Below are 12,157 nucleotides of genomic sequence, written 5' to 3'. Positions count from 1 at the left end.
ATCGCGGAAAGATCAAGGGGGCGGAGGTGCGCAGGCATCTCCGCCCCTTTGCATTCGCACGGCTATTCCGTGACCGTTAAAGGCGTGGGTAACCCTTTCGTTCAATAGATTTCGCAGTTGAGGAAAGGGAGTTACATGATTCCGGAGTCCAATGATCCCAGGTGGCAGCGTATCCTGACCCAGGCAACGACGCCGGGCGGTCTCAGCCTTGCAACGCGGATGCTGCTGGCACGTCTGCGCACGCGGGTCTCGCAGGAGCCCGCGGCTCTGTCGGCCGCCATTGGCGAGCTGCGCGACTATTACGCCGGCAACCACAATGCCCTGGGCGAAATCTCGACCTTCTGATCGCGAAAGAGAGACCTCTCATGAAGAACCAACTGCTCAGCCCCGCCGTCACCGCCGACCTGATCCGCGGCGGCGCCATCCTCGTCGCGGCCGGATCCGAAGAGGCCCTGCGCCAACTGCCGCCCGGCAACTGGATCGGCGGTACCTCGCATTACTTCCTCACGCCCGATGGCGGGCGCTGCGACAGCGAGAACCTGATGGTCACCGTGATCGAGGGCGCGACCGACTGCGTGATCCGCCATGTCGACACGCCGCATCTTCAGACCCTGGCGCAGGGCCGGTTCGACAACGGGTTCTCTATGATCCTGATCCCCGCCTTCTCGGATGCGCATCAGCGCTTCGCGATCGAGGGCACCGGCTTTCCCGAGGTCTTCGATCAGCCGCTGATGGGCTGGATCACCGGCACCCGGCTCGAAGACATCGGCAAGGTGACCCCAAAGGTGGTCGACGGTGCCACCGGCGAGGTCAGCGAGGATGGCGCGCTGATGATGTACGTCGAGCTGGCCACCGATCAGATGGCCGAGATCGACATCCTGAACCTCTTCGAACAGAGCAGGGACCCCGCGCGCAGCTTCGTCTTCGAAGAGACGGGCTTTTCCGCCCGCACCGTCAAGGTCAACGGCAAGACCGTCCACCTGGCGGAATATCTCCGCGAAGAGGGCATCGACACCCAGCTGCCGCTGGTGGCCGATTACGCCGGCGCCATGGTCAATGTCTCCTTCCGCGACGTGGATGGCAGCACCGGCGTGGTGCACTTCTATGCTCCCGTCGTCGCCGGGGTGGAATATCGCCTGGCCGAGCCGCTGTCCGGTGACTACACCGATGCCTTCACGGCCCAGGCCACGGGCGACGGTTCCCGGCAGCTCTCCTGCAACTGCATCCTGAACTATCTCTACGGCGGCCTCGAAGGGCGCACCACGGGCAGCTACTCCGGCCCCGCCACCTTCGGAGAGATCGCCTACATGCTCCTGAACCAGACCATGGTCCGGATCGAGCTGAAGGCCGCGCGGGCACAATCGGTGGCCTGACCGGCGCCGGGGTATCGCGACATTCGACAGGCAAAAGGGGCGCGGCCGGTTCGGCTGCGCCCCTTCTTGTTTCAAGCTCCTCCGCAAGCCGGAGGCGGCCTCTTTCATCTGGCCCGAAATATCCCCGCCGGAGGCTTCGGAGCCCCGGCAGGGCTCCGAAATCGGCGGGTTTCGGCACCGTCGCGATACCGACGCGATACCGACGTAATACCGACGTTGGAATCCGGCCTTTTCAGGGGTTTGGAGACATTCCAATTCCGCTATGAGAGGCCGGTTTTTCCCCTATTCCGCGGCCTCCGCATAGTCGCTCATCGGCGGGCAGGTGCAGGTCAGGTTCCGGTCGCCCCAGGCGTTGTCGACCCGGTTCACCGAGGGCCAGTACTTGTCTACCCGGAAGGCTCCCGGCGGGAAGCACCCCTGTTCGCGGGCATAGGCCCGGTCCCAGTCCTCGGCCACCAGGTCCTCGACGGTATGGGGCGCGAATTTCAGCGGGCTGGCCTCGGGTGCCATGCGGCCTTCCTCGATGTCGCGGATCTCCTGCCGGATCGCCAGCATCGCATCGCAGAACCGGTCCAGCTCGGCCTTGGTCTCGCTTTCGGTGGGCTCCACCATCAGCGTTCCCGGGATCGGAAAGGACATGGTCGGCGCATGAAAGCCACAGTCGATCAAGCGCTTGGCGATATCGTCCACGGTCACGCCGGCGCTCTTTTCGAAGGGGCGGGTGTCCAGGATGCACTCATGCGCCACCCGGCCCGTGGGCCCCTTGTAGAGAACGTCATAGGCCCCCTTCAGCCGCGCCGCGATGTAGTTCGCGTTCAGGATCGCGACCCGGGTGGCCTGTGTGAGGCCGTCGCCGCCCATCAGCAGGCAATAGGCCCAGCTGATCGGCAGGATCGAGGGCGAGCCATAGGGCGCCGCCGAAACCGCGCCGCTGCCGCCGGTGTGGAAATGGCCGGGCAGGTGCTCGACCAGGTGTTCCTTGACCCCGATCGGGCCCATGCCGGGGCCGCCGCCGCCATGGGGAATGCAGAAAGTCTTGTGCAAATTCAGGTGACTGACGTCGCCGCCCAGGTCGCCGGGCCGCGAGATGCCGACCATGGCATTCATGTTGGCTCCGTCGATATAGACCTGTCCGCCATGATCATGGGTGATCTTGCAGACCTCGCGCACCGTCTCCTCGAACACCCCGTGGGTCGAGGGATAGGTGATCATGCAGGCGGCGAGATCGTCGGCATATTTCTGAGCCTTTTCAAGGAAATCGCCCAGGTCGATGTCGCCGTTGTCGCGGCTCTTCACCGGCACGACCTTCCAGCCGACCATCTGCGCCGAGGCCGGGTTTGTGCCATGGGCCGAGGTCGGGATCAGACAGATATTGCGGTGCCCCTGTCCTTGCGCCACGTGCCAGCGGCGGATCGTCAGCAGGCCGGCATACTCGCCCTGTGCGCCGGAATTCGGCTGCATCGAGAAGCCGGCATAGCCGGTGATGTCACAGAGCTTGGCCGACAGGTCATCGATCAGCTCGCCATAGCCCTGGGCCTGATCGGCCGGGGCGAAGGGGTGCAAGGCACTGAATTCAGGCCAGGAAATCGGCTCCATCTCGACGGCCGCGTTCAGCTTCATGGTGCAGGAGCCGAGCGGGATCATCGCCCGATCCAGCGCCAGGTCACGATCCGCAAGGCGCCGCATGTAGCGCATCATCTCGGTCTCGGCCCGGTTCATGTGGAAGATTTCATGCGTCAGATAGGTGGTTTCCCGCACGAAGGCATCGGGAATGCGGTATTCGTAGGGCTCCACCTCATCCGTGCGTTCGATCCCGAAGGCACGCCAGACCGCCTCGATCGTCGCGGGCCGGGTGCATTCATCGAGGGTGATCCCGACCTTGCTCTTGCCCACGGCGCGCAGGTTCAGCCCTTCGTCGAGCGCCGATTTCATCACTGCGGACTGCAGGGCACCAACCTCCACGTGAATGGTATCGAAATAAGCCTCGGGGCCCACGGAAAAGCCTGCGTCTTCAAAGCCCTTGGCCAGGCGCACCGTCTTTCGGTGAATGCGCTGCGCAATGCCCTTCAGGCCCTCCGGCCCGTGGAAAACGGCATACATGCTGGCCATGACGGCCAGCAGTGCCTGGGCCGTGCAGACATTCGAAGTGGCCTTCTCGCGACGGATGTGCTGCTCGCGGGTCTGCAGGGCCAGGCGATAGGCACGGTTGCCACGCGCATCGATCGAGACCCCCACGATCCGGCCGGGCATGGAGCGCTTGTAGGCGTCGCGGGTGGCCATGTAGGCGGCGTGCGGCCCGCCATAGCCCAGCGGCACGCCAAAGCGCTGGGTGCTGCCCACGGCGATATCCGCGCCCATGGCGCCCGGTTCCTTCAGCAGGCAGAGCGCCATGATGTCGGCGATCATGATGCCGATGGCCTTGGCTTCGTGCAGGGCCCTCATCTGGGGGCTGAAATCGGTCAGCTCGCCATGGGTGCCGGGGTACTGGAAGATGGCGCCGAACACCTTGTCGGCGTCGAGGTCCGCGGGCGCGCCGATGATCAGCTCGATGCCGAGCGGTTCGGCCCTCGTGCGGATCACGTCGATGTTCTGGGGGTGGCAGTTCTCGTCGACGAAGAAGGCCGTTGCCTTTGATTTCGCCACCCGCTGGGCCATGGTCATGGCTTCTGCGGCGGCGGTTGCCTCGTCGAGAAGCGAGGCATTGGCGATCTCGAGCCCTGTCAGGTCACAGACCATGGTCTGGTAGTTCAGCAGGGCCTCCAGCCGGCCCTGGGAAATCTCCGGCTGATAGGGGGTGTAGGCGGTGTACCAGGCCGGATTCTCGAGGATATTCCGCTTGATCGCCGGGGGCGTCATCGTGTCGTGATAGCCTTGGCCGATCAGGCTGGTCAGAACCTTGTTCTTCTTCGAGACTGCGCGCATCGCCTTGATCAGGTCGGCCTCGGAGAGGGCCGCGCCGAAATCGAGCGGGTCATCGAGACGGATGCCTTTCGGCACGGTTTCGTCGATCAGCGCATCCAGGCTCTCGGCGCCGGAGGCCTTCAACATCTCGGCCATTTCGGCGGGCGATGGGCCGATATGGCGGCGGTTGGCAAAATCGTAGGGGCGGTAATCGGTGGGCGTAAAGGGCATCTGGGCTCCTTTCGGGTGCAAACAGGCCGGATACAGAAAGACGGTCGCCGTGCCGCGGGGCACGTCGGGAGATCGCGAGGGCAGGGAGGGCGGGGCGACCACGGGGGCCGCCCGCACCGTCAGCTGATCAGGTCGTTGTATTCGGCCTCGTCCATGTAATCGTCCATCTGGGACAGGTCCGAGGGCTTGATCTTGAAGAACCAGGCATCGCCCATGGCGTCCTCGTTCACCTTGCCGGGGTTTTCCACCAGCATCTCGTTCACCTCGACGATCTCGCCGTCCAGCGGGGCCAGGATGTCGGAGGCAGCCTTGACGCTCTCGATCACCACGACCTCGTCATCCTTGCTCACCTCGGTGCCCACCTCGGGCAGCTCGACAAAGACGATGTCGCCCAGCTGCTCTGCGGCGTGTTCGGTGATGCCCACGACGATGATGTCGTCTTCGGGGCGGAGCCATTCGTGTTCTTCTGTGTACTTCATCTGTAGCGATTCCCTGGCTGTCAGCGTTTGAAGTTGGCGGGCAGGAAGGGCAGGCTGTCAACCTTCACGGGAGCCCTTTTCCCGCGAAGTTCGGCCTCGATCATCTTGCCGGGCACGGCAGATGCGGCAGGCACATAGCCCATGGAAACAGGGGCTTGCAGCGACGGGCCAAAGGCGCCCGAGGTGATGCGGCCGATGGAGCTTTCGCCCCCCTGCTCAAAGAGTTCGACGCCCTCGCGCATGGGCGCACGGCCCTCGGGGCGCAGGCCGACGCGCAGGCGCGCGGGGCCGTTTTCCAGTTCGTCCAGGATGCGCTCGGCCCCGGGGAAGCCCCCGGCGCGATCGCCACCGGTGCGGCGTACCTTCTGGATGGACCAGTTCAGCGCCGCCTCGGCGGGGCTGGTGGTGGTGTCGATATCATGGCCGTAAAGACAGAGGCCTGCCTCGAGCCGCAGGCTGTCTCGTGCGCCCAGGCCGATCGGCTGAACGCCTTCCTGCGCCAGCAGGGCACGTGCCAGTGCCTCGGCCTCGTAGGCCGAGACCGAAATCTCGAAGCCGTCCTCGCCGGTATAGCCCGAGCGCGAGATCCAGCATTCCGCGCCACCGATGCTGGCTGTCGCCACATCCATGAAGCGCATCTCGGCCACGGCGGGCGCCAGCGCGGCCAGCGCCGCCTCGGCGCCCGGTCCTTGCAGCGCAAGCAGGCAGCGGTCGGTCACTTCCTCAACCTCGATGCCCGGCAGGCCGGCCCGCATATGGGCAATGTCCGCGGCCTTGCAGGCGGCATTGACCACCACAAAGAGATGATCGCCGCGGTTGGCGAACATCAGGTCATCAAGGATCCCGCCCTCGGAGTTGGTCAGCAGGCCATATCGCTGCCGCCCCTGTTTCAGTCCAAGCACGGCGGCCGGGATCAGGCTCTCCAGGCCCAGGGCAAGGGTTTCGGGGTCTGCCCCCTTCAGGATCACCTGTCCCATGTGGCTCACGTCGAAGAGGCCCGCGGCCGCACGCGTGTGCAGGTGTTCCTTCATGACGCCGGCGCTGTATTGCACCGGCATTTCATAGCCCGCAAAGGGCACCATCTTTGCGCCGAGTTCCTCGTGCAAAGCATGCAATGTCAGGCGGGTGAGTGCTTCGGTATCGTCGCTCATCCGTATCTCCAGGCTACTGCCCAAACGGAAAGCGTCCGGGCATCGAAAGCGCGGTCGGCGACCACGCGGCGATGCCCCCTCTGTTCTTTTGCCTGAGATCGCTATCCCTTCGGCGGACCCGAACACGGGTCACTCTCCAGAGTCTGTCTATCGGACGGTCCCTTTGGCCTGAGAGTTTCCGGGGCGGTTGCTCCTTCGGCACCGGCCACTGCTCTCGCAGTTTGATGGCCGGTTCTCCCGTTCCGATACGGGATGCTTAGCGACTGCCTCGGCGCCGCGCAAGGGTTTGAATGCGTTGGGTCGCTCTTCTCAGGCCGTGCAGGCAACGGGGGTCATAAGTTCGGCAAGACCGTCGTTTTCGCACACGAGTTGATCCAGAGTCACATCGTCCAGCGCCGTATAGAATGCTTCCTGGGCGTTCTGGATTGCATCGCGCAACCGGCAGGCGTTCACCAGTGGGCAGGTGTTGTGCTCGTCGGCAAAACACTCCGCGATCGGCACCGTTGCCTCGACCGCGCGAAAGACTTCTCCCACGGAAATCCGGTTTGCCGGACGCCCAAGGGTCATGCCGCCGTTGCGTCCGCGCTGTGTCTGTAGAAAGCCTAGTTGGGCCAGGCGGTTGATCACCTGCGCAAGGTGGTTCTCCGAGATGTTGCAAACCTCTGCAATCTCGCTCTTGGTCACCAGGCGCTCCGTGTTCACGGCGCAATACATCAGGACCCGCATCGAGATGTTCGTTCTCTTGGTCAGTCGCATATGACTATGCCTCTCTATCCCGTGCTGTCGGCCTGCAAACCTTCTGGTCCGGCGGACAACACCGCCATGTCCTGTTGCGCGTGCCGTTGCATCGGGTATGCCCAAGGGCCTGCAAGATGTATTTGACCTGTATCAATGAGGCGTCGAAATAATGACCGACGATCCCTATTTCTTCGGATACGGCAGTCTGGTGAACCGTCAGACGCATATCTACGCGCCGGCCCACCGGGCCAAGGCGCGTGGTTGGCGGCGGCTGTGGCGCCATGCCGCGGGCCGGGATTTCGCAATATTGACGGCCGTGCCCAGCCCGGGAACCGATATCGAGGGGCTGATTGCCGCCGTTCCCGGTGCCGACTGGGCCGCGCTTGATCTGCGTGAAGCTGCCTATGACAGGCTGACTGTGGGCGCTGACGTGGCCCATCCGCTGTCATTGGCGGCCGAGATAGCGATCTACTCCATTCCGGAACACAAGCACCCGCCAGCCGAGACGTCGCGCCCGATCCTGCTGTCCTACCTTGATGTGGTGGTTCAGGGGTACCTGTGCGAGTTCGGAGAGGCAGGGGTGGCCCGCTTCTTCGACACGACGGACGGTTGGCAGGCCCCGGTGCTGAATGATCGCGCGGCGCCGCTCTATCCTCGGGCACAGGTCCTGGCCCCCGGCGAGGTCGCTCTTGTTGACGATCACCTGGAAGGACTTGGCTGCAGGATCGTGACGACCTGAGGTAGCCGCCCCGCACGAAAACGGGCGGGGCCTTTTGAGGCCCCGCCGCTGTCACCGTCCGGAGGAGGAGAGTGATCAGGCGGCAACAGAGCTCTTCAGCAGCTTGATTTCCACCCGGGCGAGCGACTGGTTCATCAGCGTATGCGCGATCTCTCCAAAGGTCGCGGGGCTTGTGAAGCTGCCGGTCTTGCGGCCTTCGAGCTCGCCGTAGAAATAATTCAGGATGCAGTTGCAGGAAATCTGCCGGGTGCCGTCGCCGGTGGCCTTCGCGGCAAAGATCGACGCATAGTCGCCAATCGGGCTGGCAAGGTGATAGCGCACGCCGGCCATGACCGGCGCGTAGAAGCAGACCTCGCCTTCGGAGCGGCTGACAGAGCGGAACGCGACGTTGATCCATTTTCCGTCGACCTCGGCCATCAGTGGGAGCTTTGTATCGATGGCCATGTCGTGAATGTAATTGGCGAGATCGACCTTTTTTCCAGCCACCCATGCAGAAGCGACGGCAAATCCGCCCTGGTCGAAGACGAAGGTGCGGGCCGGATCGAAGCGCGGTTCGAAGACGTTCACAACGCCCATTTCCGCATAGCGATCACTGGGCAGTTCGACATGCATCAGAACGACGTTGTCCTTGCTTGCCATACCGCTGCTGCCGTCAAACACCTTTGGCGTCCGGTGATCGATGTCTTCGAGGCGCACCGAGGAGACCCAGCCAATCAACGGTTGATCCGTGAGATTCGGCAGGCGGCTCGCCGAGAAGGCATAGGCGCGATGGGCCTCCGAGAACCCCGGGATCAGAATCACGGAAAAGCCGTTGTCGAAGTAGCCTTCGCTGATCTTGTCGAGATTGTGGGTCGGGACCGTCCGGATCAGGCAATCTGCCGCGCCCTCGATCGTTGTGCAGAGCAGGTCGGGGCTGTCGGAACAACCGCCCTTGTCTGTAAGAAGGTAATGCGACGTGCCGCCGATCCAATTGCCCGGCGGCAGTTGCCGCAGCGAGCGTTCGGCGCCGGCAATCAACATAACGCTCCCTTTGCGGATGCGTTCGGCGGCCTCGGTCGGGCTGAGAAGTTCATTCTTCATTGGCGTAACTCCCATCTTGCGGTGGCAGCTTCCATCGTCCGTTCCCGCTGGTGTCACGCGATCGGCATCGGCCGGTCGAGGGGCTGGAAACGGGCGGGCCCAAGGTTTCTGCTGGGTCTGGTCCGTCCGGGATCTCTTCGGACCCGGCGCGTCAGGCGGCTTTGATCTGATGCCTTAAGATTTCCGCGAAAGAGATTACCGAAAACTTGAATGAAAAGCGCTTTGCTTTTGAGGCAATTGTTTCAAAGCATCACTCGCTCGACCGCAGGATTTGCGCCGGGCGAACCGAAAGAGCCCGCCAGGCAAAGGCAAGGCCTGCGAGCAAGTTTGCCAGCACACCTCCAAGAACCACTGCGACGGCGTTTGGCCATATCACTGAATATTCCGTTTCGAAAACGAAATGGAAGACGGCCCAGCCCCCGGCCATGCCTGCGGCCAGGGCCACCACGCCAGCGCCTGCGCCCAGCAAGGCGCTGCGCAGGGCCAGGCTGGCCAGGATGCGGCCACGACTGGCGCCGAGTGTCTTGAGTACTGCGGCCTCGTAGACGCGGGCCCGTTGGCCCGAAAGCGCCGCTCCGACCAGAACGAGGAACCCGGTAAGCAGAGTGGCGAGCGCGCCATAGGACGTGGCTGCGGCGATGCCCTGCAGCAGCTCGCCGACGCGGTCGATGGCGTCACGGACGCGGATCGCGGTCACGTTCGGAAACGCGCGGCCGATGTCCCGCATGAGGGAGGCTTCGGATTCGGCGTCTGCATAGATCGTGGCGATCCAGCTGTGTGGTGCGCCGGCCAGAGCTGACTGGTTCATCACCAGGATGAAGCCCATGCCGGCGGTCGAGAAATCGACCTCGCGGAAAGAGGTTATCGTGCCAGTGATGTCACGGCCGAGGATGTTCACGGTCATCGTGTCGCCGAGCTGTAGGCCGAGTTCGGCGGCTTCTTCGGCGGCGAAACTGATCTGAGGATCCCCTGCATACCCCTCGGGCCACCACTCTCCGGCCGTCAGCGTGGTATTTTCTGGCATGGTGTCGGCGTAGGAAACGCCTCGGTCGCCACGAAGAACCCAGTGATCGCCGCCTACCTCGGTTGCCGGTCGGTAATTGATACCGGTGATCACGCCCCGCAGCATCGGTGCCCGATCCACCCGTGAAACGCCGGGGTCATTCTCTACTCGCGCCAGGAAGTCAGGCATCTGGTCAGGCTGGATATCGACGACGAAGTAGGAGGGGGCGCGGGTGGGAAGTTGGTCCGAAATGGCCGCGCGCATGTTGCCGTCGATCTGTCCCACTGCGGCGAGAACCGAGAGGCCGAGCCCGAGCGAAAGGACCACTGGCAGCGCTTCGTTCCGTGGTGCCGCTATTGCTGCGACAGCCCAGCGAAGTGCCGGGCGCCCACGGGCAGCCAGGCGCAAGGTCCGGGCCAGCGCCCGGATGCCGAGAGAAGCCAGGGCGAGCAGCAGCAGGGACGCGAGAATCCCGAGGGCCGTCCAGAACGTCAGCAGGGCAGCCCCGGAAAAAAGCGCGGCGGACCCTACCAACAGCGCGAGCAGCGCAGAGATCCCGGCGAGCATGACTGGTCGCGGCAGGCGGTGTCCGGTGGAGAAATCGTCCCGGAAGAGAGCTGCCGCACGAATTTCCGACGTACGGGCCAGGGGCCACAGTGTGAAGATCAGCGCTGTCAGTACCCCGTAGAGTGCCGCTTCTGCCAGTGGGGCGGGATAGATGGTGAAACGCGCCGGAATCGGCAGCTGTGCCTGAAGGATCGGGGCAAGGATCAGCGGCACGATTGCCCCCAGTACCAGTCCGATCAGGATCCCGAGCCCGGCGAGTATACCGATCTGCAGGAAGTATGTGAGGAAGATCAGCTGCCGCTCTGCGCCCAGGGTACGGAGGGTCGCAATGACCGGCGTCTTGGCCCCGAGGTACGCGCGCACGGCCGAAGACACGCCCACGCCACCAACGGCCAGCCCGGAAAGACCGACGAGGATCAGGAAGGCGCCCAGCCTCTCGACGAAGGTTGCAATCCCCGGGGCGCCGTTGCGGCTGTCCCGCCAGCGAATGCCACTGTCGGAAAAATGCCTGCGGGTCGCCTCTTCCAGCTCCTGCAGGCTGGTCTCGGGCATCAGCGTCATGCGATAGCGGCTGTCGAACAGGGTGCCGGGCGCAAGAAGCTGGGTACCCTGCAGGGCCTCGCGCAGGATGATCGTGCGGGGCCCGAGAGAGAAGCCGGAGGCATTTGCATCCGGTTCCTTCTCTAGCGCTCCGGTCAGCAGGAAATCCACACCGCCGAGCTGGAACGTATCCCCGATTGCCAGAGAGAGCCGGTCGATCAGTGCGGGGTCCATCACCGCACCGGGCAGGTCGCCGTTCCCGTCAAGCGCCTTTGCCAGCGGGATGTCCGGTGATAGGGTCACTTGGCCGACCAGGGGGTAGGCGCCATCGACGGCCTTGACCTGCGTCAGGGTCCGGTCATCGGAAACAGAGGCCATGGATCGAAATTCGGCAATCTCGGACAGGCCCGTGGCGCGCGCACCAAGCCAGGCGCGTTCTTCATCCGTTGCAAAACGGTAGGTCAGCGAAACCTCGGCGTCTCCGCCGAGCATCGCGGCGCCTTCAACTGCAAGCCCTGCCTCTATCGCCGAACGGACCGATCCCACACCGGCGATGGCGGCGACGCCGAGGGCCAGGCAGGCAATCAGGATTCGGAAGCCGGAGAGACCACCGCGCAGTTCGCGGGCGGCAAACCGGCTGGCAAGGTGGAGGGATGTCACGCGTCGACCTCTTGGTCGTCGAGCGCACCGTCGCGCAGTCGGATCACGCGGGAACAACGCTCCGCCAGCTCCGGAGCATGTGTGACCATGATCAACGTCGCGCCATGGCGGTCGCGCAGTGAAAAGAGCAGCTCCATGATGGCCTGTCCGTTGACTCCGTCCAGGTTGCCTGTGGGCTCGTCTGCAAGCAGAATCGCGGGGCGGGGAGCAGAGGCCCTGGCCAAGGCAACCCGTTGCTGTTCGCCCCCCGACATTTGGGCGGGGTAGTGATTGCAGCGATGGTCGAGACCGACCGCCTCGAGTTCCTCTCGGGCGCGCTCAAAGGCATCTCCGTGACCGGCAAGTTCGAGAGGGGTGGCGACGTTTTCCAGGGCGGTCATTGTGGGAATGAGGTGGAAGGACTGGAACACCACCCCCATATGATCCCTGCGGAAGCGGGCGAGGGCGTCTTCGGACATTTGTGTCAGGTCCTGCCCAAGCGCCGTGATCCGCCCGGAGGTGGCCCGTTCGAGCCCGCCCAAGAGCATTAGGAGAGACGATTTGCCAGATCCGGAAGGCCCTATGAGCCCCACTGTTTCGCCCTTCTCGACGGACAGATCAATTCCGTGCAGGATCTCGACCCGCCCGGCATTGCCATCAAGGGCCAACCGGACCCCACTCAGTTCCAAGATTGGATCGGTCATTACTCGCCTTCG

Annotated in this window: 10 protein-coding genes and 1 riboswitch; of the genes, 3 read left to right on the top strand and 7 right to left on the bottom strand. The window is 63.9% G+C overall.

What is annotated here, in order from left to right; translation table 11 throughout:
• Positions 1-135: 135 nt before the first annotated feature.
• A complete protein-coding gene (locus tag AC0WR5_RS17240) occupies positions 136-345 on the top strand; it encodes a hypothetical protein (RefSeq protein ID WP_475864985.1) in 210 nt (69 codons plus the stop codon).
• Between the two features lie 20 nt (positions 346-365).
• Complete coding sequence (locus AC0WR5_RS17235; RefSeq protein ID WP_475864983.1) at positions 366-1,373, top strand: DUF6976 family protein; 1,008 nt, start codon at positions 366-368, stop codon at positions 1,371-1,373.
• A gap of 282 nt (positions 1,374-1,655) precedes the next feature.
• On the opposite strand, the gene gcvP is transcribed toward AC0WR5_RS17235, so the two are convergent.
• The 4 genes from gcvP to AC0WR5_RS17215 all read right to left on the bottom strand — a co-directional run bounded on the left by gcvP (position 1,656) and on the right by AC0WR5_RS17215 (position 6,891).
• Entirely contained in the window at positions 1,656-4,505 is a 2,850-nt protein-coding gene (gcvP, locus tag AC0WR5_RS17230) for an aminomethyl-transferring glycine dehydrogenase (RefSeq protein ID WP_475864981.1), read from the bottom strand.
• A 119-nt stretch (positions 4,506-4,624) separates the two neighbouring features.
• The gene (gcvH, locus tag AC0WR5_RS17225; RefSeq protein WP_475864980.1) at positions 4,625-4,984 is read right to left on the bottom strand and encodes a glycine cleavage system protein GcvH; all 360 of its coding nucleotides are present in this window, start codon (positions 4,982-4,984) and stop codon (positions 4,625-4,627) included.
• Positions 4,985-5,004: 20 nt separating this feature from the next.
• Entirely contained in the window at positions 5,005-6,135 is a 1,131-nt protein-coding gene (gene gcvT / locus AC0WR5_RS17220) for a glycine cleavage system aminomethyltransferase GcvT (protein WP_475864978.1), read from the bottom strand.
• A 146-nt stretch (positions 6,136-6,281) separates the two neighbouring features.
• Positions 6,282-6,385: riboswitch (glycine riboswitch) on the bottom strand.
• 59 nt (positions 6,386-6,444) lie between these two features.
• On the bottom strand, positions 6,445-6,891 hold the full coding sequence (locus tag AC0WR5_RS17215) for an RrF2 family transcriptional regulator (RefSeq protein WP_475864976.1): 447 nt from the start codon (positions 6,889-6,891) through the stop codon (positions 6,445-6,447).
• A gap of 151 nt (positions 6,892-7,042) precedes the next feature.
• Between AC0WR5_RS17215 and AC0WR5_RS17210 the strand changes: the two genes are divergently transcribed.
• Positions 7,043-7,612 (top strand): gamma-glutamylcyclotransferase family protein, encoded by a 570-nt coding sequence (locus tag AC0WR5_RS17210; protein ID WP_475864975.1) that lies wholly within the window; start codon positions 7,043-7,045, stop codon positions 7,610-7,612.
• A gap of 75 nt (positions 7,613-7,687) precedes the next feature.
• Here AC0WR5_RS17210 and AC0WR5_RS17205 read toward each other — a convergent pair whose 3' ends face one another.
• From AC0WR5_RS17205 to AC0WR5_RS17195, 3 genes are all read right to left on the bottom strand, one after another.
• Positions 7,688-8,692 carry a DUF6976 family protein gene (locus AC0WR5_RS17205; protein ID WP_475864974.1) on the bottom strand — a complete coding sequence of 335 codons (1,005 nt, stop codon included), beginning with the start codon at positions 8,690-8,692 and terminating at the stop codon, positions 7,688-7,690.
• A gap of 250 nt (positions 8,693-8,942) precedes the next feature.
• Complete coding sequence (locus tag AC0WR5_RS17200) at positions 8,943-11,462, bottom strand: ABC transporter permease (protein ID WP_475864972.1); 2,520 nt, start codon at positions 11,460-11,462, stop codon at positions 8,943-8,945.
• Entirely contained in the window at positions 11,459-12,145 is a 687-nt protein-coding gene (locus AC0WR5_RS17195; RefSeq protein WP_475864970.1) for an ABC transporter ATP-binding protein, read from the bottom strand. The genes AC0WR5_RS17200 and AC0WR5_RS17195 overlap by 4 nt, the downstream gene beginning before the upstream one ends.
• Positions 12,146-12,157: the final 12 nt, after the last annotated feature.

It is taken from the genome of Pseudooceanicola sp. DL12 (assembly GCF_056270665.1).
This window is presented reverse-complemented; position numbering and strand designations above follow the sequence as displayed.